Source organism: Flaviaestuariibacter terrae (assembly GCF_054777635.1).
Map to the genome: position 1 here is coordinate 233,445 of NZ_BAAHAL010000008.1, position 22,242 is coordinate 255,686.

Consider the following 22,242-nt stretch of genomic DNA (forward strand, 5'->3'; position numbering starts at 1 on the left):
AAAAATAGCAAAATCCGTACAGCCCGCAGAACGCATATCGGTAGCTTCATTCGGCAACCATTTTCAAGCGCATTGGCCGATGATTACATGTTTCGCGGGTTCTTCCAGCCCTTGCCGAGGCGCTCGATGCTGCCCGCAACGCGCTGCTGGCGGGTTTCAGCGCGCTTCGCACTAACGATCCATTCCACGTATTCCTTGCGGTTGCTGAAGGAAAGGCTGTTGAAGTACGTGGCCGCGGCTTTCTCCTTTTTGAAGGCGGCAGCCAGGTCGTCGGGAAGACGCACTTCCTTTTTCACGGGGTCGATATAGTCGAAGATGGCGCGCTCCCTTGGCGCCGCCGCACGCTTTTCATCGGCCGCGGTTTTGTGCCGGAAGCCAAAGGCCGACCAGGTCGCATCGAAGGAGATCAGCGAGAGCCATTGAAATTCCGTGTAGGCCAGCAGCATGTCCCATCCCTTGTCGCGGCTCAGGTCTGTCTGCACGCCCGACGTGCCCTTCGGGTAATACACCCAGCATACGACGTCGCCGCTAATGAGCGGCAGCACCCTTGGGAGCTCCGTTTCGAGCTGGAGACGCGTCGTTACAAACCAATGTACCTGCCGCGCGCCCTTTCCTTTCGAAACGATGCGCACGTCTTCGGGCAGCGGGTCGAGCGCATTTTCGAAGCCGGCCGGGGCATGGAGTGCAAGCAGCGTGTCGCCTGCGCGGATCTTCAGCTTCTGAGCAAGGGAGTTCGGCATGCTGCTAAAATAAAAAATCCGGCCCTTGCGCAGGTGCCGGATTTCTTCGGAACAGCGATTTACAGTCCCGCGGCCTTATTGAGCATATCGAAATCTTTACTTTTTACGCGGTAGCCCATGGCGCTCGTTTCGTAATACAGCAGGTCTTTCGTGGCAAGGTCGTACACCATCAGGTAGCGGTGGTTGTCGATGGCGGGTAGGAAGATCGTGTATTGCCCGGCCTCGGCGCTCTGCTCCAGCTTCATGATCTCGGCGGCAGGCAGCACTTTGTATTTCCCGGCAAAGGTGATATCGCCCTGCTCCATGATGGCCATCTTGATCGCCCTCATCGGCTTGCGGCCGGCGTTGAGGTCGGCTTTCATAAAAGCAGTTGTATTTGGATTCATGTCCCACTCCTGGAGCAGCTCGGCGGGGATCAGCATCGTCTTGCCGGCAATGCGGCTGTTGCGGCTGTCGACGGTCTTAAAGTAATCTTTCTCGCTGCCGCCGGCTTTGATATGGGCCACGATCTCGTTGGCCGTATGCACCATATAGGGCAGGCGCAGCAGCGAGCGGTGATACATGCTGTCGGAGGTCACGTCAAACTCGTAGTGAAACCCATTGATCGGGAAGGCCGTCACGATCGCGTCGCCATCGACATTGCCGGAGGAGCCGGCGGAGGCGAGCACGAAGAAAGGATTGTTCATCGAGGTCTCGTGGCCGCGAACGGTCAGGCCCAGCACTACCGGTGCGAACACCGTCGACTCCGAAGTCAGCGAGGGATAGCTGCGCGACACGTCGTGAAATACCACGGGCGTCACGTTCCAATAGCTGGCGAAGGCGGCGCGGAGCCGGGTATCGTAGGGACCGCTGCCCCAGGTATAAACATGGGTCGGCTGGTTGAGCAGCTTGAGTACGTTCTTTCCTTTTGTTTTGTCGAGGATCTGGGCGCCGGCGCCGAGCGACAGGAAAAAGGCAGCCGCAAGGGCCAGCCCTTTCAGGGGTCGGTTCATAATCAGTGTAGTTTGACTAAAGGTAGCAAAAGTGCTGTACAGCAGGCATTTCCGCCGGAGCGGCCCGGTTTTTCCCGCATCCGTAAGCCGGTTTTCCCGATCCGGCACTCCCGGGCGGGCCAGGTTTCGTCCCTTTGCAAAAATTTCGCAAAACCGTGAAAGGCATTTACACCCTCCTCCTGCTTTCTGCTTCCCTCGGCGCCGCGGCGCAGCCGCAACTCCCCCAGGCCCTGATGGCCGGCGCTGTTGCCCCCGATGAATTCGCCATCAGTGGCGTTGTGCGCAGCAGCGACGGGCAGCCGGCGCCCTACGTCAGCATCCAGGTGCGCGGCACCCGCTGGGCTACCATTACCGACGAAGCCGGGTCGTTCTCCTTCCGCAATCTCCCCGCGGGTCACTACACGCTGCTCATCTCCATGACCGGTGCCCAGCCGATCGAGCGTACCGTAGAAGTACGGAAAGACTTCCCTGCCAGCCTCGAGGTAACGCTTCCCCTGAATGACAAGCAGCTTGCCGAGGTGATCGTTGCCAGCGGCCGCAGCCTCAATGACCGCACACCTGCGATCGGCAAAGCGCCCATTCACCCGATGGACCTGCCGCAGGCCGTGACGGTGCTCGGCGCGCCCCTTCTGCGCGACCAGCAGGTGCAGCGTCTCTCCGATGCCATCCGCAATGTCAATGGCGTCTACCTCACGACCACCCGCGGCAACGTGCAGGAAAGCTTCTCCGCCCGCGGCTATGCCCTCGGCGCCAGCAACCTCTTTAAGAACGGCGCCCGCATCAACAGCGGAACAACACCCGAGATGGGCTCCATCGAGCAGGTGGAAGTACTCAAAGGCTCCGCAGCCATCCTTTTCGGGCAAGTGGCGCCCGGCGGGATCGTTAACCTCGTAACGAAGCAACCGCGCTTTACCCGCGGCGCCGAGCTGTCGTTCCGCGCCGGCTCCTACAACCTGTATAAGCCCTCCTTCGATTTTTGGGGACCGCTTTCCGGAAGCGTGGCCCACCGCCTCAACGGCTCGTTTGAAAACGCAGGTTCCTACCGCAACGGCGTTCACTCCGACCGGTACTACGTCAACCCTTCGTTTTTGTTCAAGCTCGGAAAGCGCAGCGAGCTGCTCGTCGAAGGCGATTACCTGAAGCACGACTTTACCCCCGACTTCGGAATCGGAACGATCAACAACAAGTCGATACCCAACGTGCCGCGCGGTGCTTTCTTCGGCACCCCCTGGCAGTACAACCACACGCAGCAGGCCACGGCAGGCGGCACGCTGAAGCATCGCTTCAACGACAGCTGGAGCATCAGCTCGTCGCTCAACTACCAGTTTTACAAGCGCGATTATATGGCGGTGGAGCGCATCCAGGTCGATTCGACGGGCAAGTGGAAACGCCCGCTGGGCCGCGTTCTTACTGAAGAGACCTACTACACAGGACAGGTGAATCTGACCGGAAAGGTGAAGACGGGCTCGCTGGAACACACGATCCTTGCGGGCATCGACGCCGATCACTATACAACGGAAGCCTTCACGTTTACCTTCAAAGGCTACAATGCCACGGCGCCGGTTTACGACAGCATCAACATTCTTGATCCCAAGCTGTATGCCCCGGCCACCAATATCCCGGAGGCACAAAAGGCCTGGAAGACGGTCGCACCGATTGACCGCTTTGGCGTCTATGTGCAGGACCTGCTGAAGATCTCCGATAAAATAAATGTGCTCGCCGGTATCCGTGCCTCGTACGTGGTTACGGAGGGCATTGACAGCACAGGGATCCAGAACGGGCAGCACAAGCTGGGTGCCACGCGTATCGACCGGGCGCTGTCGCCGCGCCTCGGGCTCGTGTACAAGCCTTCGTCGCACACGTCGCTCTTTGCCAGCTACGCCAGCAGCTTCGCGCCCAATACGGGTGTTGATGTGGACGGCAATGCGGTGAAGCCCTCGCTGATCGATCAGTTCGAGACGGGCATCAAGAACGAGCTGCTCGGTGGACGGCTTTCCGCCAACGTAACGCTGTACCGTATCGTCAACAACAACCTCGCGCAGACGGCTCCCTTCCTGAAAGACGGAGTGACGCCCAACAACAACAGCAACATCAGGCTGCTGTCGGGCCAAACGATCTCGGATGGTGTGGAGGTCGACCTGGCCGCGCAACCCATCGACGGCCTCGACCTGCGCGCCGGCTGGAGCTACAACTACATGCGCTATACCCGGAACGATACGACGCAGGGCTCCTTCAAAACGGGGGAGCGCCTCGTGAACACCCCTGCGCATACCGCCAATGCAAGTACCTTCTATACATTTCCTTCGGGACGCGTCAAGGGCCTCAAGCTGGGTGCAACGTTCCTGTACATCGGTGAGCGCAACGCAGGCTGGAACAGCGATGTGGTAAAGGTTCCGGGGGCCTCATTCAGCTGGCGCGACCGCCTGTTCGCGGTGAAGGGCTACAGCACACTCGACCTCAGCGCCGGCTACAGCTGGAAAAAACTATCGCTGCTGGCCAAGGTGAGCAACGTAACCAACACGCTCAACTGGTATGTGCACGAAAACTACAGCGTCAACCCCATCCCGCCCACGCAGCTCGTGGCGACAGTGGCGTATAAGTTCTGACAACACAAGGGGAAAGAACGCACATCTTATAGGATGGTAATGATGCACGTAAGATTATGTCTGCGGTAATCATGTGGCCGCAGGCGGCTTTTTCATCCGAAGACGCAACGGCACAAAGACACGACGAAGACTCATGGAAAAGGGAAGCGATGCTTCCCTTTTCGTTGTGCTGTCGTGCCGTGCCGCAGTTGCGACGAAGGCAGCTTGCTGCCTTATGACTTGCGGAGGGCCTTGTAAATTTTAATGGCGCTCATTAACAGAATAATAAACCCGATCAATCCGAGCAAACTCCAAAGCCAGGAAATGCCCGTTTTCACCGTGGCCAGCATGACAATCGGGATGAGAAAGATCGTTGCGACCTCGTTCCAGATACGCAGCTTTTGCGAGTTCCACGTAAATACGCCGGCCAGCTGTTGCCTGTACATTTTATGCAGGCTGAAAAAATACGCGTACAGCCCGATCACGAAGAGCAGCTTCACTTCCAGCCAGCGGCCGGCCGGGTCGCCGAAGGTTCGCTGCCAGTTGCCAAGAAAGAGAACGGTGGGTCCGAGAATGAGTGTGAGAATAGCCGATGGCCAGGTGATGCCCAGCCACAGCCGCTTAATCATGATGGCAAACTGCCGCTGCAGGATGCCGCGCTCGGGCTCGTCCTTGTCCTGCGCTTCGCGGTTGTAGATGAATAGCCGGACGATGTAGAACATACCGGCAAACCAGGTGACGATGAAGATGATGTGAAGCGCTTTGAGGTATTCGTACATGAGGTGAATGGTGAATGGTCAATGGTCAATGAGCCGGGTTGATCAGCGATGACAATATCTTAAATGTCCGGACCATGTTGTCCTGCAAAATGCTGAAATCGTAGGTATCACAGTAACCGAGGTCGTTCGCAATATCGAGTGCTGCATCGATTTCGATCACGGAGCCCCTGGCAATTTCGTAAAAGCGTTTCCGTTCGGCGTCCGACTTGCGGGATGCGCCTTCCGATGTATTGAGGTGAACGGATAATGCTGCCCGCCGTATTTGGGTAACCATACCGAATCGTTCTTCGGGCGGCAATGTGTTGCTGAAGCGATAGCATTCGAGCACGAATTTTCTGGAGAAGCCATACAAATCGAGCTTTTGATGATTCAACGTGAGGAACATAGATCCTTTTTTTAGTCAGCGGAAGATAGTATCTCTCATTGACCATTCACCATTGACCATTGACCTTAAATGATGTCCATAATGCCCTTCTTCGGCAGGAGCTCATGTGCCGAATCGTACTGCAGCATCTCCGTTCTTCCCGCTGCATAATCGCCGACCCACTTCACAAGCGCCTTCACCCACAGCGGGTGCACATTGAGGCAGGGGATCATGTCGAAGCTTTCGCCGCCGGCATGCAGGAAGATCTCCTTGCCTTCTTCGGCGATCTCCTCCAGCGTTTCGAGGCAGTCGCTGATAAAGGCGGGGCACACAACCGCCACCTTCTTCACGCCTTCTTTGGGAAGCTCCGCGAGCCGCTGCGCGGTGTAGGGCTGCAGCCAGGGATCGCGGCCGAGGCGGCTTTGAAACGAGAAGCCCCATTTGCCTTCCGGGATGCCGAGGCGGCGCACTACCTCTTTCGTAGTGGCCCAGCACTGGTGGCGGTAGCAGTATTGATGCGCGGCCGAGGGATCATCGCAGCAGTTGCCGCTCTTGAGGCAGTGGCGGCCCGTGATGTCGCCCTTGTAAATATGACGCTCGGGTACGCCGTGGTAGGAGAAAAGGACCTGGTCGTATTCTTTCCGGAGATGCGAGCGGATGCTCTCGCAAAGCGCGTGCAGGTATTCCTCGTTGTTGTAATAAGGCTTGATATAGTCGAGGCGGAACGTGTAGCGGCCTTCCTTGTGCTGCTCCTTGGCATACTCCACGGCCGTTTCGTACGAGCTCATGGCGTAGTGCGGGTACATCGGGATGAGCAGCACCTGCTCGAGATCGGGATTCTCGGACAGCAACTGGTCGAAAGCCGCCTTCGGCGACGGCGTGCCATAGCGCATGGCGATGGCAACGGGCTCTTCGAGCTGCTCGTTGAGGGTCGCGGCGAGCTGGTTCGACAGCACAATGAGCGGTGAGCCCTCGGGTGTCCAGATGGATTTATAGGCTTCGGCCGACTTCGGCGCGCGGAAGGGAACGATGATGCCGCGCACCAGCAGGTTGCGGACGAGCCAGGGCTTGTCGATCACCCGGGCGTCCATCAGGAACTCCTCGAGGTAGCGCTTGACGTCGGGTACGTCGGTCGAATCGGGAGACCCCAGGTTCATGAGGATGACGGCTCGCTTCATGCGGCAAATATCGGGAGAGAAAGAACGCAGATCCCGCAAGCGGGATACGCAGATCTGTTAGGATTGGTTATGATTTGCTGACGCACGCAGCAGAAATCTGCGTCAATCTTAAAAATCATAATAAATCTGCGTGCTTTCTCTCCGCCGCTTGCGGCGCCCCAGATCATCCCCCATAGCCCGCAACTGATCTCCCGCATGCCGCATCCTGAGCAAGATCAACCGGCCAAATGACAGATCAATGACACAGAAGTTAGGCTACGGAAGTCGCGCTGGGTACCTTTGCTGCCGTGCATTTGACCACCGTGCCATGAACAGCCACTACTTTAAAAATATCGACAATTTCTTCGTTGCCGGCATCAACTACAAGAAGTCCGACGCTTCCGTGCGCGGTCTTTTTGCCATCGGCAGCGAGCAATACACCCGCATTCTCGACGCGGCGGCCCGCGAGGGCGTCGGCGAGCTCTTCGTTCTCTCCACCTGCAACCGCACCGAGATCTACGGCGTTGCCTATTGCCCGCACCAGCTGGTGCGCCTGCTCTGCAGCGAGACGGCCGGATCGGCCGAAACCTTTATCGGGTCGGCCTATATCAAGCAGGGACAGGAAGCCGTGGAGCACGTGTACCACGTGGCTTCGGGCCTCGACTCGCAGATCCTCGGTGACTACGAGATCGTTGGCCAGCTGAAGACCGCCGTCAAGTTTGCCAAGGAAGGCGGTTTCGTGGGCGCCTTTACCGAGCGCCTCATCAACAGCGTGCTGCAGGCCTCGAAGAACGTCAAGAACAACACCGAGCTCAGTGGTGGCACCGTTTCCACCGCCTTTGCCGCCGTGCAATACATCCGCGCCCACGTCCCCAACGTGGCCGGTAAAAAGATCCTCCTCGTGGGCACCGGCAAGATCGGCCGCAATACCTGTAAGAACCTGGTCGACTATCTGTGCACGAAAGACATCACGCTCATCAACCGCACGCCCGGGAAGGCACAGGAGCTGGCCTCCGAGCTGGGCCTGCAGTGGGCGCCGATCGAATCGCTGGAGCCGCAGCTGCGCGCCTCCGACATCATCATCGTGGCCACCAACGCCCAGCACAAGACCATCCTCCGCGAGCACCTCGAGGGCGCCGGCGAAAAACTGATCATCGATCTTTCCATTCCCTATAACGTGGCCGACGACGCGCAGTCGCTGCCCAACGTGCGCATGGTGAACGTCGACGAGCTGTCGAAGCTCAAAGACGAGACCTTCCGGATGCGCCAGGCCGAAGTGCCCAAGGCAAAGGCCATCATCGCCGAAGGCATGCAGGAGTTCGAAGAGTGGTGCGATATGCGCCGCCACGTGCCCCTGCTGAAAGACCTCAAGGCAAAGCTCCGCACGCTCTACGAGCACCCCGAATGCCCGCACATGCGCGAGCAGCACAGCCAGCTTCTCGACGCGCAGATCCAGCGCGTCCTCAACGAAACCGCCGGCCGCATCAAGGAGCGCAACGAGCGCGGCTGCCAGTACATTGCTGCACTTAACGAATTCATAAGCGTCCGTAATTAATGTCCCGCACACTCCGTATCGGCACCCGCGACAGCCAGCTCGCCGTCTGGCAGGCCACCCTCGTACAGGATCTCCTGAAGCTGCAGGGCGTTGCCTCCGAGCTCGTTTATATTAAAAGCGAAGGCGACATCGACACCGTAACGCCGCTCTACACCCTCGGCGTGCAAGGCGTCTTCACGCGGAGCCTCGATGCAGCTCTTCTCAGCGGCCGCATCGACATCGCCGTGCATTCCATGAAGGATGTGCCCACGCAACTCGCACAGGGTATCCAGGAAGTTGCAGTGCTCGAGCGCGCCTCCACCAAAGACATTTTCGTGTACAAGAACGACAGCGACCTCGAGGCACTGGGTTGCGTCAATGGTGAATGGGTCAACTCTGATGCGCGCAACGCGCACCAATCACCACTCACTATCGGTACCAGCTCCATCCGCCGCATTGCCCAGTGGAAGCACCGCTACCCGCAGCACGAAGTGGAGAACCTGCGCGGCAACGTCAACACACGCCTGCGGAAGGTGGCCGAAAGCAACTGGGCGGGCGCCATCTTCGCCGCCGCCGGCCTCGAGCGGATCAACCTCCGCCCCGAGCGCTCGGTAGACCTCGACTGGATGCTCCCCGCACCGGCCCAGGGCGCCATCATGATCGTGTGCCGCACGGAAGATGCGGAAGCCTACGACGCCGTGCGCCCGCTGAACCACCCCGAAACCGCGCTGTGCGTACGCATCGAGCGCGACTTTCTCCGCACCCTGATGGGCGGCTGCTCCACCCCGATCTCCGGGCTGGCGCGGATCGAGTTTGCCCAGGTGCACTTCGAAGGAAATATCTGCGCGCCCGATGGCGGGCAACTTGTAGAAATACGGAAAAGCGCGGAGATCGCTCTTGCTGCTCCCCTGGGCGTAACGGCCGGCAACGAGCTGCTCGGTGACGCCCGCGTACAAAAAATCGTTCAGGATATCCGGGATGCCAAAAGCTGAACGGACCATATTAAGCACCCGCCCGCTCCCCGCCGCGCTGGTGCTGGAGGCCGCTGCCCGCGGCTTCGAGGTAAACTGCCTTTCCTTTATTGATACCGAGGCCGTGCAGGACCCGTCGCTCGCGCAGCAGATCCGCTTCCTCGCCACCGAGCGGCACAGCGTTGTGTTTACGAGCATGAACGCCGTGGAGGCTGTCGCCGCGCAGCTCAGGGAAAAGCCCGACTGGACCGTCTATTGCATCGGGCACACAACACGCGCGCTCGTTGAATCGGAGCTTGGCATTGCCGTTGCCGCTACGGCCGACGATGCGTCTGCCCTGGCAGACCGGATCATCGCGGCGGGAGAAAATAACGTCCTTTTTTTCTGCGGCAACATCCGCCGCGACACGCTGCCCGTAAAACTACGGAACGCCGGCGTGGCGCTCCGGGAGCTTGTGGTGTACCAGACCATCGCCACGCCGCAACGCGTGGGCAAGCCTTACCGGGCGCTGCTCTTTTTCAGCCCCTCCGCGGTGGAAAGCTATTTTACCGTGAACAAACCGGGCCCCGAAGCGGTTTTATTTGCGATCGGCTCCACAACCGCCGAAGCCATCGCGCGGCACTTCAGCGGCGCCGTGCTTGTTGCACAACAACCCGGCAAGGATGCGCTGCTACGAACCGCGATGGACTATTTCGAGAACTTTACAACGAAGAATAAATTATGAGCGAACTGAAGAACGACCTGCTGTTGCGCGCCCTCCGCGGCGAAAGCGTTGAACGCCCGCCCGTATGGATGATGCGCCAGGCCGGCCGATACCTCCCCGACTACCTGAAGCTGAAAGCGAAGTACGACTTCTTTACCCGCGTGCAGACGCCCGAGCTCGCCACCGAGATCACCCTGCAGCCCATCGACCAGGTGGGTGTCGACGCGGCCATCATCTTCTCCGATATCCTCGTCATCCCGCAGGCGATGGGCGTGGAAGTGCTGATGGAAGAAGGCAAAGGCCCCTCGCTTCCGAAAACCATCCAGACGCAGGCCGATATCGATGCGCTGGTGACCGAAGGCGCTGAAGAGAGCCTGAAGTATGTGCTCGACGCGCTGACGCTGACGAAAAAAGAATTGAACGGGCGCACACCGCTCATCGGCTTTGCCGGCGCGCCCTGGACCATCCTCTGCTACATGGTGGAAGGCAAGGGTTCCAAAACCTGGGATAAGGCAAAGCAGTTTGCCTACACGCAGCCGAAGCTCGCACACGCGCTGCTGCAAAAGATCACCGACATCACGATCGACTACCTGAAAGCGCAGGTGAAGGCCGGCGCCGACACCGTGCAGGTATTCGACTCCTGGGCCGGCTCCCTCTCGCCCGAGGATTTCAAAACCTACGCGCAGCCGTACCTTCTCCAAATCTGCTCCGCGGTAAAATCAGAAGCCCCGGTGATCCTCTTCCCCAAGGGCACCTGGTATGCGCTCGAAGACCTCTCGAATAGCGGCGCCTCGGGTCTCGGCATCGACTGGACGGTATCGCCCCAAAAAGCGCGCGAGCTCACGGACAACCGCATCACGCTCCAGGGCAACTTCGATCCCGCCAAACTGCTGGCGCCGATCCCGCAGATCAAAACCTGGGTAAAGGAAATGATCGACGGCTTCGGCACGCAGCGCTACATCGCCAACCTCGGGCACGGCATCACACCCAATGTCCCGGTAGATCATGCGAAGGCGTTTGTGGAGGCGGTTAAGGAATATAAGGCGTGAGCGGTGAGCAAGTGATCGGTGAGCTGCTACGACGACGGCTGAAACCGTCATTTCCGTATCCATCAACCTTCATTGCGAGCGAAACGAAGTGGAGCGAAGCAATCTCATGAAGGCTGGCTCTGCTGCTACTTTTTAGAAGATATGATCAACATTAACCAACTCCCCGCCTCCCCCGCCCGGTCCCGGTGGATCGACTATATCCACGATCTGCAGGACCGTATTTGTACGGGGCTTGAGGCCGTCGATGGTAAGGAGCGCTTCCGTGAGGACCGCTGGGAGCGCGCCGAGGGCGGCGGCGGAAAGACCCGCGTGATCGCCAATGGCGCCGTTTTTGAAAAAGGCGGCGTCAACACGTCGGTCGTGTTTGGCCCGGTTACCGACACGATGCGCCAGGCGCTGAAGATCGACGGTCAATACTGGTTTGCCTGCGGCCTCAGCCTTGTGCTGCATCCCTTCAACCCGATGGTGCCGACGGTGCATTGCAACTACCGGATGTTCGAGCTGTATAACGGAGGGGAAGTCAGCGATCGCTGGTTTGGCGGGGGCACCGACCTTACGCCTTATTACTTATTCGAGGAGGACGCCCGCCACTTCCACGGCACCTATAAAGATGTGTGTGACCGCTTCGACCCGGCCTTCTACCCAACCTTTAAGAAAGTGTGCGACGACTATTTTGTCAACACGCACCGCAATAACGAGCGCCGCGGCATCGGTGGCATATTCTACGACCACCAGCGTCCTTCTGCGGAGCACGATCTCGACTTCTGGATGCGCTTCGGCGCTGCCTGCGGCGATGCCTTCCTGCCCGCCTATGTTCCGATCGTGGAGAAGCACAAAGCCGACCCGTTCAGCGCGGAGCAAAAGCACTGGCAGGAGATCCGCCGGGGACGCTACACCGAGTTCAACCTCGTTCACGACCGCGGAACCATCTTCGGACTCAAAACCAACGGACGCACGGAGAGCATCCTCATGAGCCTTCCGCCCACCGTGCGCTTCGAGTACGACTACCGGCCCGAGCCCGGCTCGCCCGAAGACGACCTGCTCCAGGCTTGCCTCCACCCGAGAGAATGGCTGATGTAGGATGTCGGATGTCTGATGTATTTTAACAGCAGACAAGCCTATTTCCTATCCATCCGTAACGGGCTCAGGGTAATTTTGCAACTCAAATCAGACATCAGAAATCAGACATCCGACATACTTCTCTTATGTATTTACAGCGTCGTAACCGAATCCTCCGCGCCACGCCCGCCATCCGCGCGCTGGTAGCCGAAACGAAACTTGCCCCGACCGATTTTATCGCCCCGCTCTTCATCGACGAAGGCGAAGGCGTCGTCACGGAGATCGCGTCGATGCCCAACTACTACCGCCGCTCGCTCGACGGAACCGTGCGCGAGGTAGAGGAGCTCTGGAGCCTGGGCATCCGCAGCGTACTTCTCTTCATCAAGTGCAAGGACGAATTAAAAGACAACACGGGGCAGGAAGCCTGGAACGCCGAGGGGCTCATGCAGCGGGCCATCCGCGCCATCAAGGCGGCGGTGCCGGGCATGTACGTGATGACCGACGTGGCGCTGGACCCGTATTCGTCGTACGGGCATGACGGTATCGTTGAAGACGGCGAGATCGTGAACGATCCCACGGTGGAGGCGCTTGTGCACATGAGCATCTCGCACGCCGCAGCCGGTGCCGATATGGTAGCCCCTTCCGATATGATGGACGGCCGCATCGGCGCCATCCGCGAAGGTCTCGAGCACCACGGCTACACGCGCACCGGCATCATGGCCTACAGCGCCAAGTACGCCTCCTGCTTCTACGGCCCTTTCCGCGACGCACTCGACAGCGCTCCCGGCTTCGGCGACAAGAAGACCTACCAGATGGACTACGCCAACCGTACCGAGGCCGTGAAGGAAGCCCTCATGGACGTGGAGGAAGGAGCCGACATCGTGATGGTGAAGCCCGGTCTGCCGTACCTCGACATCGTGCGCGAAGTGAAGGACTCGGTTCAGGTGCCGGTGAGCGTGTACAACATCAGCGGCGAGTACGCGATGATCAAGGCCGCCGCAAAAATGGGCTGGATCGATGAGAACAAGGCCATCCTCGAAACCCTCACCTCCATCAAGCGCGCCGGCGGCGATCTTATCGCCACGTATTTTGCGAAGGATGCAGCCAAACTAATTGGGTAAGCCAGGCAAAGGCCAATCGATCACGTCATTGCGAGGGATGCGCGCCGAAGGACGCATTCCGAAGCAATCGGCTCCGGGCAAAGGATCTCAGGAACGATTCCCTCCTTAACCATCCGATTGCTTCGCTGCGCTCGCAATGACGTATTTTAGGACATACCGCTTTACCCCAACACCACATTACCCCATCACAGCATTCGTTTTATGAACATTACCCGAAGCGAACAACTTTTCCAAAGAGCCCAGTCTTCCATCCCCGGCGGTGTGAATTCACCCGTGCGCGCCTTTAAAAGCGTGGGGGGCAACCCGATCTTCCTAAAGAACGCGAAAGGCGCCTACCTCTATGATGTGGATGGCAACCGCTATATCGATTACATCAACTCCTGGGGACCGATGATCCTTGGCCACGCGTTTGAGCCCGTGGTGAAAGCGATCCAGGAAAAGGCGCTTGACTCGACATCCTTCGGCGCACCGACGGAGCTCGAGGTGGAGATGGCGGAACTCGTAAAGAGCCTTGCCCCCAACGTCGACCTGATCCGAATGGTCAGCTCCGGCACCGAGGCCTGCATGAGCGCGCTGCGCCTTGCCCGCGGCTTTACGGGCCGCAACAAGTTCATCAAGTTCGAAGGCTGTTACCACGGGCATGCCGACTCCTTCCTCGTGAAGGCCGGCTCCGGTATGGCCACCTTTAATATCCAGACCGTTCCCGGCGTTACCGGCGGCGTGTCGAACGATACGCTGACCTGCGCCTACAACGACCTCGAAGCCGTGGAGCGGCTCTTTACCGAAAACAAGGGTGAGATCGCAGCCATCATCATCGAGCCCGTCGCGGGCAATATGGGCTGCATCCTCCCGGCGGAAGGCTTCCTCGAAGGTCTTCGCCGTATTTGTACGGATGAAGGCGCCCTGCTCATTTTCGACGAGGTCATGACGGGCTTTCGCCTCGCCCCCGGTGGCGCGCAGGAGCGTCTCAAGGTCGATGCTGACATCGTAACCTACGGCAAGGTGATCGGCGCGGGCATGCCGGTAGGCGCCTTCGGTGCGCGCCTCGAGATCATGCAGCATATCGCGCCGCTGGGCTCTGTATACCAGGCCGGCACGCTGAGCGGCAACCCGCTGGCCATGATCGCGGGCTACACGCTGCTGAAGCACCTGAACGACAATCCCCGTATTTATACGGATCTAGAGGAAAAAGGCGAATACCTGAAGCAGGGCCTCCAGCGCGTCTTCGAAGCCTCGGGAACACCCTTTGTCATCAACCACATGGGCTCGATGATATCGGTACACTTCAGCGATCACGCCGTGACCGACTTTGCCACCGCCTCATCGGCCAACAACGCCCTCTTCAACAAGTTCTTCCACGCCATGCTCGACCGCGGTGTGTACCTGCCGCCGTCGGCCTATGAGAGCTGGTTCCTGAGCCACGCGTTGACGACGGAAGATCTGGATGCGACGATCAAGGCGGCTGAAGAGAGCCTGCGGGAAATCCTGTAGCATTGCGGGAGAGAAAGAACGCAGATCTTTTATGATTATTAAGATTAGCGCAGACATAGCTGCGTGCGTAAGCAAATCATAATAAATCCTAATGAATCTGTGCATCCCGCCTGCGGGATCTGCGTTCTTTCTCTATCCCCGCGCCGCCGGCTTATAATCCAGCACACTCAGCACCGTCCCGCAGAACTGGTATTCCACCGGGTCGTTGGAGCAAACGATCACAAGGCGCTCCTTTGTTTCTTCGGCGATGAGATCCAGATAAAGCTGGATACCGACCGTGTCGAGGTTGGAGGCGGGCTCGTCCAGTAATAATACGGGAACGTCGGAGAAGAAAGCCTGGGCCAGCTTCACGCGCTGCTTCATCCCCGACGAATAATAGCGGATCTGCTTGTGCGCGGCGCCTTCGAGACCCACGCGGCGGATGATGCTTTCGGGTGTATGCCCCGAACGGAGGGGCTTGAAGCGCTTGTGAAAATGCAGGAACTCCGTCACCGTCATTTCTTCGATGACATCAAGGTAGGGAGCCGCGAGCGCCACGGAGCGGAAGACCTGCTCGGGCGAGAGCGGCTGCTCGCCATCGTGGTAGCGCACCTTGCCCTCGCTGGGTTGCAGCAGCCCGCCGATAAGTTGAAGCAGGGTCGATTTGCCCGAGCCGTTGGGTCCCGTCAGGGCATAGGAATGACCGCTGTGAAATTCATGGCTGACTTTCCGGAAGATCCAGTCGTGGTTGAAGCGCCGCCCGGCGCCTGCGAGCTCAATCCTCGTCGCCGCCTTTTGCATAACGCTTGATGATACCGGCCTGCGAGCCCTCGATAAAGGAAAGGATGCCCCGGCGGATGTCGGTGTCGGGGAAGTTGGCCTTGATCAGCTCGATCGACTTCGACACCGGGTGCTTCTCTACGAAGAGCACATGGTAGATCGAGGATATCTCGTCGATCGATTCTTTCGAATAGCCGGCGCGGGTGAGTCCTACCGAGTTGACACCGACAAACGACAGCGGGTCGCGGGCCGCTTTGACGTAGGGCGGAATATCCTTGCGGATCAGCAGCTGCGCGCCAACATAAGTATGGGCGCCGATATGAATGAACTGGTGGATGCCGCAATGGCCGCCGATGCGTGCATAGTCGTCGATGATGACGTGGCCTGCCAGCTGCACCACGTTGGCGAGGATGACGTGGTTGCCCACGATGCAGTCGTGCGCTACGTGTACATACGCCATCAGCAGGCAGTCGCTACCGACGCGCGTGGTCCATTTGTCCTTGGTGCCGCGGTGGATGGTGACGCATTCGCGGATGGTGGTCCGGTCGCCGATCTCGGCCGTCGTCTTTTCACCAACGAACTTGAGGTCCTGCGGGATGGCGCTGATGACAGCTCCGGGGAAGATGACACAGTCCTTGCCGATGCGCGCGCCGTCGAACACCGTTACGTGCGGCATGATATGGGTGCCGTCGCCGATCTCCACGTCTTCGTAAACGACCGAGAAGGCTTCAATTGTAACGTTGTTGCCGATCTTCGCGTTAGGATGTACTTGCGCTAAAGGACTAATCATTGGTCTTCGGTCTTTTTACGATTTGCGCCACGAGGTCGGCTTCCACGGCGATCTTGTTGTTGACAAAAATAGTTCCTTTCATTTCACAAAGGCCACGGCGGATGGGGGCCGAGAGCTCCATCTTGAGAATGAGCGTGTCGCCGGGCACCACCTTCTGCTTGAATTTGCAGTTGTCGATCTTGATGAAATAGGTATCGTACTTGTCGTCTGTGTCTTTGGGAATGGCTAGGATGCCGCCGCACTGCGCGAGGGCTTCGACCATCAGCACGCCCGGCATCACGTAGTTGCCGGGGAAGTGGCCCTGGAAGAAAGGCTCGTTGTAGGTCACGCTCTTGATGCCCACCACGTGCTTCTCCGTCAGCTCGATGATCTTGTCCACCATCAGCATCGGGAAGCGGTGCGGGAGGATCTTCTCGATGGCCACCACGTCGAAAAGGGGCGGCTGCTCGATATCGTACACCGGCACTTCTGCCTTGATGCGATTCTTTTTCAGGTGCTCCTTGATCTTCTTGGCAAAAGCCACGTTGGTGGCGTGCCCGGGCTTGTTGGCGATGACGTGCGCGCGGAAGGGCATGCCCACCAGCGCGAGGTCGCCCACGACGTCGAGGAGCTTGTGGCGGGCCGGCTCGTTGTCGAAGCGCAGCTCCTCGTTATTGAGGTACCCGCGGCCCTCGGGGATCGCGATGCCGTCGAAATGCTTGCCCAGCTTGGCCACCTGCGCCTCGGTGATCGGCTTGTCGACCACCACGATCGCGTTGTCCTTGCTTCCGCCCTTGATGAGATTGTTCTCAAACAGGTACTCGAGCTCGTGGAAAAAGCAGAAGGTGCGGCAGTTGGCGATCTGCTCGTTGAAGTCGGCAATGTCTTTCAGCGACGCGTGCTGCGTGCCGAGAACGGCCGAATTGAAGTCGATCAGGGTATTGATGCGGTAGCCGTTGTACGGCATGGCTACCATTTCCACTTTCTTGTCATCGTCTACCAGCACGATGTTGTGCTGCAGGGTATACCAGGTCTTCTGGGCGCCCTGTTGTTGGCGGCCGGCCTGGAGCAGCGCCTGCACGAAGGGCCCCGAGGAGCCGTCGAGAATGGGCACTTCCGCGCCGTCGATCTCGATGCAGACGTTGTCGATGCCGTTGGCGTAGAGGGCCGCCATCAGGTGCTCGATGGTGCTCACGCGGGCCTCGCCGGAGCCGATGGTCGTGCTCCGCGTCGTCTCGATCACGTTGTCCACGTCGGCCTTCACGGAGGGCTTGCCGGGCAGATCCACGCGCTGGAACACAATGCCGGTGTGCGCTTCGGCGGGCTTCAGGCGCATCGTTACCGTATCGCCCGAGTGGATTCCCACCCCGCTGATCGTCACCTCGGACGCCAATGTATGCTGATATTCAGGAGCTTTATTCTCGGAAAGCATGCGGCGAAAGTATGAAAAAAGGGGCCAATACGAATACTTTACAGTTCGTTGACAGCCTGCCCTGCCGGGCCTCCGTACATTTGCCGACGATGCCGTTCCACACGACCCTCAGCATGCCCGGGCTTGCCCTCGCCACCGATGCCGGAAACCTGATCCAGGAGACCGAGCAGCAGGTGCCCGGCTCGGTGCACTACAGCATCCGGCGCTACCTGCGCCCGGAAGGCTGGGCCCGTGAGGACGTGGGAATGCTTCACTACGAGCCCTCCGGCGAAACCGCCGGCTCCCTGCAGCTTTATTTCTGCCTCACCGGCAACTCCTACTGCGCCCGCAAAGGCAGGGATTGCGATGACTGCCCCGTGCACAAAGAGGGCCCCTGCCCCGACCGTACCGAAAGCCTCGACCTCCTCCAGTTCAGCTTTACGCCGACGTTCCTCGGCCAGTTTGCCCGCGGGCTCAACGAAAGCCGGCACATCACGGAGTCCGTGCTCAGCTTCCGCCACACGCGCAGCTTCAGCAAGACGGTGCCGCTCTGCAACAAGACCCGCACCGCGCTCGAAGCCCTGCTCAACCACAATTATTCCGACAGCCTCGCCAATATCTTCGTCAATGCCCAGGTACAGCTGCTGCTGCTCCAGAGCCTCAGCTGCCTCCTCGGGGAAAAGGAGCCCGAGGTGTTCGAGTGCCGCTTCCTGGCCAACAGCGACGACCGCGCCAAGATCCTGAAGGCCCGCGACGTGCTGCTGCAGCATATCGGCGAGCCGATCACCATCAAGGAGCTGAGCCGGAAGGTGGCCATCAACGAGTGCTACCTCAAGAAAGGCTTCAAGGAGCTGTTCGGCACCACCATCTTCGAATTTTACCAGGGCCAGCGGATGGAGCACGCCAAGTACCTGCTCTACGAAAAAGGCCTCAGCGTCACCGAGGTGTCGGTGCTCCTCGGCTATTCGTCCATTTCGCATTTTTCCACCGCCTTTAAAAAGCACACGGGGCTGAAGCCTTGTGAGTTGCTGCTCCGATAGAAAAAGTTTGGGGTTTGGGGTTTACGGTTTGGAGTTTCCGGTTCGGGATTGCCGGAACTTTTCCTATATTGCAACCTCGCTGCATTTAAATTGAACTACAAACCCCAGACTCCAAACTCCAAACTGATTCCTTGTACAGCGTCGTTGCCGGTACCATATTGTTAGCCCTCGTGCATGCCCTCATCCCCAATCACTGGCTCCCGCTGGTGGCCGTTGCGCGGGCGGAGCGCTGGAAGGCGCGTGATGTGACTCTCATTACCTTCCTGGCGGCCCTCGGGCATGTGCTGGGTACGGTGGGCCTCGGTTACGTACTGGGGCTGATCGGCAAGGAGCTCCGCGAGGAATACGGCCGCGTGATCTACGTGGTGGCTTCGGTGCTGCTGATCGTCTTCGGCCTTATCTATTATACCGTCAACCTGCCGCACCACCACCATGCCTCCGAGAAGGATGTGAACGGCTACAAACGGAGCCGCGGCCGCTGGATCCTCATTTTTATCGTGATGATGTTCCTCTCGCCCTGCCTCGAGGTGGAAAGCCTGTTCCTGTCGGCCGGGGCGCACGGCATGGCCTTCGTCACCTTCCTTTCTGTTCTCTACGCCGTGGTGAGCATCAGCGGCATCCTGCTCCTCGTCACCCTCGGGCACCGCGGCGTGAAGCTGCTTTCGGCCCATTTCATCGAGCACAACGAGAAGCGGATCAGCGGGGTCGTGCTGATCCTGGTGGGGATATTGACGTTTTTCCTGCATTAAAAAGTGAGCGGGGAGCAGGTGAGCGTTGAGCAGGGATAACTGAACCCGCCGCTAACTTGCTCACCGCTCACCGCTCACTTGCTCACCCGCACTAATGCATCGCCTCGCTCAGGTCGATCTTTCCCTGCTGCTTCCGCTGGCGCACAAAGAGCACAAACGGTATGCAGATCAGGAAGAGAATACCAAGGATCAGGAAGGCATCCATATACGAAAGTACCGAGGCCTGCTTCATCACGGTGCCGTCCAGCGCGCGGTAGGCCATGGCCAGCGCCTCGTCGGGCGACTTGCCCGAGGCCATGAACTTATGCTGCAGGCCGCTCACGCGCTGCTGTACGTCGGGATCGTTGACGTTCAGGTACGACACGAGGTTGGCGCGGTGCACCTGGATCCGCCGCGACAGGTAGGTCGTGATCAGCGCGATACCAAAGGAGCCGCCGAGCTGCCGCATCATCCCCGTAAACGCCGCGCCCTGACCGATCTGCCGGCCTTTGAGCGTAGAGAGCGACAGCGTGGTGATCGGGATGAAAAGCATACCCATCCCCAGTCCGCGGAAGATCAGCATCCAGAAGAAGTTCTCCTTGCCCGTGTCGGGCGTGAGGATCTTATAGGCCCAGAAGCTGTAGATAAAGAAGACCAGCATCCCCAGCGCCACAAGGTATTGCTGCTTCACGCCGCGCTGGAGCATCTGCCCGATCAGTGGCATCATGAACGCCGTTGTCAGCGCGGCCGGGATCATCAACTCACCCGATTGCTGCGCCGTCCAGCCGAGGATCGACTGCGTATAAAGCGGTATCAGGAAGGTGGACCCGTACAGGCCGAAGCCGAGAATGAACGACATCACGGTACCGATGCGGAGGTTGCCGTTCTTCAGCACCCGTAGTTCTACAATGGGGTTGCGGAACGTCAGCTCGCGCCAGATGAAGAAGAAGAACCCGAAGACCGCCGTCACTGCCAGGATGATGATCGCGAGGTTGTTGAACCAGTCGTCTTCCTGCCCTTTTTCCAGCACATACTGCAACGAGCCGACAGAGATGGCCAGCAGCCCGATGCCGAGCCAGTCCACGTCTTTGGCCTTGCTCTTCTCGCCGCTTCCATACCGGGGGCTGCGTACAAACTGCAGCGTCAGCAGTGCGGCGATGACGCCGAGGGGAAGGTTGATGTAGAAGATATAGGGCCAGGAGAAATTCGTAACGATATAGCCACCGAGCGGCGGTCCGAGCGTTGGGCCGATGATCACACCGAGGCCGTAGATGGCCTGCGCCATCCCCCGCTTTTCGGGGGGGTAGCTTTCGGTGATGATGGTTTGCGAGGTCACCAGCAGCGCGCCGCCGCCAAGGCCTTGCAGGAATCGGAAAGCCACGAGTTCCCAGATGCCCGTTGCCTGTCCGCAGAGATAGGAGCAGATGGTAAACAGGATGATCGAGGCGGCAAAGTAGTTGCGGCGGCCGAACTGCTGCGCGAGCCAGCTCGTCATCGGCACGATGATCACGTTGCCGATGGCATAGGCCGTGATGACCCAGCTTACTTCCGACAGCGTCGCGCCGAGGGAGCCCTGCATATCCTTCAGCGCCACGTTCACGATGGTGCTGTCCACGATCTCCAGGAGGGCGCACACGATGGCTGTGATCGTAATGATCACCCGCCGCGCGCCGTATTCAACTAACGATTCTTGTTGTAGCATATGATAGGGTTGCACCGTCACTGCGAGACTCTTGAAGCAAAGCGGAAAGCGGCGAAGCAATCTCTTGCTCCAGGTGGAGGCCGCATCAACCGGCTTCCGGGCTCGCCCCGGGAGATTGCTTCCTCAGCCGGCGTTTCATGCCGGCCTCCTTGCAATGACGGTCTCAGGGTTATTAGTCGAGGTGCACGTCAACTTCCACGTTCATACCGGCGCGGAGCTGCTTCACCAGCGAATCGTTGGGGTTGGCAAACTCGATGCGCACAGGCACACGCTGCACCACCTTCACGAAGTTGCCGGAAGCATTGTCGGGCGGCAGCAGGGCAAAGCTCGAGCCGGTACCGGGCGAGAAGGAGGCTACGCGGCCCTCGATGTGCTGACCCGGGAAGGCATCCACATGAAGGGTTACCTTCTGGCCCACCTTCATCTTATCGAGTTGCGTTTCCTTGAAGTTGCCCACTACCCAGGTCTGCTCGTTGAGCACCACGGCAAAGAGCTGCTGTCCGGGCTGCACAAACTGCCCGGGCTGAACGGTCACGCGCGATACAAGCCCGTCTTCGGGTGCGGTGATCACGGTGTACGAAAGATTAAGCTTCGCGTTCGCCACGTCCACGCGGCGCTGCTCGATGACGGTCCCCGCCACCGGTACCTGGGCGCCCGTGGCACCGCTCTGGGCGCCTACAGCCTGCGACTGCGAGGCAGCCTGCTGGCGTTGCTCCTGGAGCACCTGGAGCTGGCGCTCCGCGGTTTGCTTGGCGGCAAGTGCCTGCTCGTATTGCTGCTGCGTCACCGAGTGGTCGGCAACGAGGTTGGCATAGCGCTCGTAGTCTTTGCTGGCGCGCCACACGGCCACTTTGGCCGTCTCGATCTGCGCGTCGATGGTTTCCACCGCGGCGCGCGACGTGCCGATGTTGGCGCGGGCGGCGCGGGTTGTGGCTTCGGCCACACCGAGGGCGCTCTGCGCGTTGGCGAGGGCCGCCTCGGCCTGCTGCACCTTGAGGCGCAGGTCGCGGTCGTCGAGCACGATGAGGGTGTCGCCCTTGTGCACCTGCTGGTTGTCGCGCACACGTACCTCGGCGATGTAGCCGCCGATGCGCGGGATGATGGGACTGATGTTTGCCTCCACGTGGGCGTTGTCGGTTTCCTCGTGGTGTTGTGCGTGACTGTACTTGGTAAAGCCGAAGGCCGCGCCGGCCAGGACCAGCAGGACGAGCACAATGAGAAATACTTTGCTCTTCTTTTTCGGCGCTTGCTCGGAAGTCGTGGTTGTCGTTACTTGTTGTGCCATGAT

General features: G+C 59.3%; 20 protein-coding genes. 10 read left to right on the forward strand and 10 right to left on the reverse strand.

What is annotated here, in order from left to right:
• Positions 1-83: 83 nt before the first annotated feature.
• Entirely contained in the window at positions 84-740 is a 657-nt protein-coding gene (locus ACYU7Z_RS09035; protein WP_460569587.1) for a YdeI/OmpD-associated family protein, read from the reverse strand.
• Between the two features lie 59 nt (positions 741-799).
• Positions 800-1,732 (reverse strand): hypothetical protein, encoded by a 933-nt coding sequence (locus ACYU7Z_RS09040; RefSeq protein WP_460569589.1) that lies wholly within the window; start codon positions 1,730-1,732, stop codon positions 800-802.
• A gap of 155 nt (positions 1,733-1,887) precedes the next feature.
• Between ACYU7Z_RS09040 and ACYU7Z_RS09045 the strand changes: the two genes are divergently transcribed.
• A complete protein-coding gene (locus tag ACYU7Z_RS09045; protein WP_460569591.1) occupies positions 1,888-4,338 on the forward strand; it encodes a TonB-dependent siderophore receptor in 2,451 nt (816 codons plus the stop codon).
• A gap of 212 nt (positions 4,339-4,550) precedes the next feature.
• Here the strand turns inward: ACYU7Z_RS09045 and ACYU7Z_RS09050 are convergent, their stop codons facing one another.
• The 3 genes from ACYU7Z_RS09050 to hemH form a co-directional block, all read right to left on the reverse strand.
• Positions 4,551-5,096, reverse strand: coding sequence for a CopD family protein (locus ACYU7Z_RS09050; RefSeq protein ID WP_460569593.1), 546 nt, complete (start codon positions 5,094-5,096; stop codon positions 4,551-4,553).
• Positions 5,097-5,121: 25 nt separating this feature from the next.
• Entirely contained in the window at positions 5,122-5,481 is a 360-nt protein-coding gene (locus ACYU7Z_RS09055; RefSeq protein WP_460569595.1) for a four helix bundle protein, read from the reverse strand.
• 65 nt (positions 5,482-5,546) lie between these two features.
• Positions 5,547-6,638, reverse strand: coding sequence for a ferrochelatase (gene hemH / locus ACYU7Z_RS09060; RefSeq protein ID WP_460569597.1), 1,092 nt, complete (start codon positions 6,636-6,638; stop codon positions 5,547-5,549).
• Between the two features lie 307 nt (positions 6,639-6,945).
• On the opposite strand from hemH, the gene hemA reads away from it, so the two are divergent.
• From hemA to hemL, 7 genes are all read left to right on the forward strand, one after another.
• Positions 6,946-8,172, forward strand: a complete 1,227-nt coding sequence (gene hemA / locus ACYU7Z_RS09065) for a glutamyl-tRNA reductase (protein WP_460569599.1) — start codon at positions 6,946-6,948, stop codon at positions 8,170-8,172.
• A complete protein-coding gene (hemC, locus tag ACYU7Z_RS09070) occupies positions 8,172-9,143 on the forward strand; it encodes a hydroxymethylbilane synthase (protein ID WP_460569601.1) in 972 nt (323 codons plus the stop codon). Before hemA ends, hemC begins: the two co-directional genes overlap by 1 nt.
• Positions 9,130-9,846 carry a uroporphyrinogen-III synthase gene (locus ACYU7Z_RS09075; protein ID WP_460569603.1) on the forward strand — a complete coding sequence of 239 codons (717 nt, stop codon included), beginning with the start codon at positions 9,130-9,132 and terminating at the stop codon, positions 9,844-9,846. Before hemC ends, ACYU7Z_RS09075 begins: the two co-directional genes overlap by 14 nt.
• Positions 9,843-10,874 (forward strand): uroporphyrinogen decarboxylase, encoded by a 1,032-nt coding sequence (gene hemE, locus ACYU7Z_RS09080; RefSeq protein WP_460569605.1) that lies wholly within the window; start codon positions 9,843-9,845, stop codon positions 10,872-10,874. The genes ACYU7Z_RS09075 and hemE overlap by 4 nt, the downstream gene beginning before the upstream one ends.
• A gap of 141 nt (positions 10,875-11,015) precedes the next feature.
• Positions 11,016-11,954, forward strand: coding sequence for a coproporphyrinogen III oxidase (hemF, locus tag ACYU7Z_RS09085; RefSeq protein ID WP_460569607.1), 939 nt, complete (start codon positions 11,016-11,018; stop codon positions 11,952-11,954).
• 125 nt (positions 11,955-12,079) lie between these two features.
• Positions 12,080-13,054: a porphobilinogen synthase gene (hemB, locus tag ACYU7Z_RS09090; protein ID WP_460569609.1), complete on the forward strand. Its 975-nt coding sequence runs from the start codon at positions 12,080-12,082 to the stop codon at positions 13,052-13,054.
• A 201-nt stretch (positions 13,055-13,255) separates the two neighbouring features.
• The gene (gene hemL, locus ACYU7Z_RS09095; RefSeq protein ID WP_460569611.1) at positions 13,256-14,545 is read left to right on the forward strand and encodes a glutamate-1-semialdehyde 2,1-aminomutase; all 1,290 of its coding nucleotides are present in this window, start codon (positions 13,256-13,258) and stop codon (positions 14,543-14,545) included.
• A 132-nt stretch (positions 14,546-14,677) separates the two neighbouring features.
• On the opposite strand, the gene ACYU7Z_RS09100 is transcribed toward hemL, so the two are convergent.
• From ACYU7Z_RS09100 to ACYU7Z_RS09110, 3 genes are read right to left on the reverse strand one after another with little or no spacing between them, the layout of a single operon-like run.
• Positions 14,678-15,325 (reverse strand): ABC transporter ATP-binding protein, encoded by a 648-nt coding sequence (locus tag ACYU7Z_RS09100; protein WP_460569613.1) that lies wholly within the window; start codon positions 15,323-15,325, stop codon positions 14,678-14,680.
• Positions 15,300-16,094: an acyl-ACP--UDP-N-acetylglucosamine O-acyltransferase gene (gene lpxA, locus ACYU7Z_RS09105; RefSeq protein ID WP_460569615.1), complete on the reverse strand. Its 795-nt coding sequence runs from the start codon at positions 16,092-16,094 to the stop codon at positions 15,300-15,302. The genes ACYU7Z_RS09100 and lpxA overlap by 26 nt, the downstream gene beginning before the upstream one ends.
• Positions 16,087-17,505, reverse strand: coding sequence for a bifunctional UDP-3-O-[3-hydroxymyristoyl] N-acetylglucosamine deacetylase/3-hydroxyacyl-ACP dehydratase (locus tag ACYU7Z_RS09110; protein WP_460569617.1), 1,419 nt, complete (start codon positions 17,503-17,505; stop codon positions 16,087-16,089). The genes lpxA and ACYU7Z_RS09110 overlap by 8 nt, the downstream gene beginning before the upstream one ends.
• Before the next feature lie 11 nt (positions 17,506-17,516).
• Between ACYU7Z_RS09110 and ACYU7Z_RS09115 the strand changes: the two genes are divergently transcribed.
• Complete coding sequence (locus ACYU7Z_RS09115; RefSeq protein ID WP_460569619.1) at positions 17,517-18,524, forward strand: helix-turn-helix domain-containing protein; 1,008 nt, start codon at positions 17,517-17,519, stop codon at positions 18,522-18,524.
• A 131-nt stretch (positions 18,525-18,655) separates the two neighbouring features.
• On the forward strand, positions 18,656-19,273 hold the full coding sequence (locus ACYU7Z_RS09120; RefSeq protein ID WP_460569621.1) for a hypothetical protein: 618 nt from the start codon (positions 18,656-18,658) through the stop codon (positions 19,271-19,273).
• Positions 19,274-19,364: 91 nt separating this feature from the next.
• Here the strand turns inward: ACYU7Z_RS09120 and ACYU7Z_RS09125 are convergent, their stop codons facing one another.
• Both ACYU7Z_RS09125 and ACYU7Z_RS09130 read right to left on the reverse strand, forming a co-directional pair.
• Positions 19,365-20,954: a DHA2 family efflux MFS transporter permease subunit gene (locus ACYU7Z_RS09125; RefSeq protein ID WP_460569623.1), complete on the reverse strand. Its 1,590-nt coding sequence runs from the start codon at positions 20,952-20,954 to the stop codon at positions 19,365-19,367.
• Positions 20,955-21,126: 172 nt separating this feature from the next.
• Entirely contained in the window at positions 21,127-22,239 is a 1,113-nt protein-coding gene (locus ACYU7Z_RS09130) for an HlyD family secretion protein (RefSeq protein ID WP_460569625.1), read from the reverse strand.
• Positions 22,240-22,242: the final 3 nt, after the last annotated feature.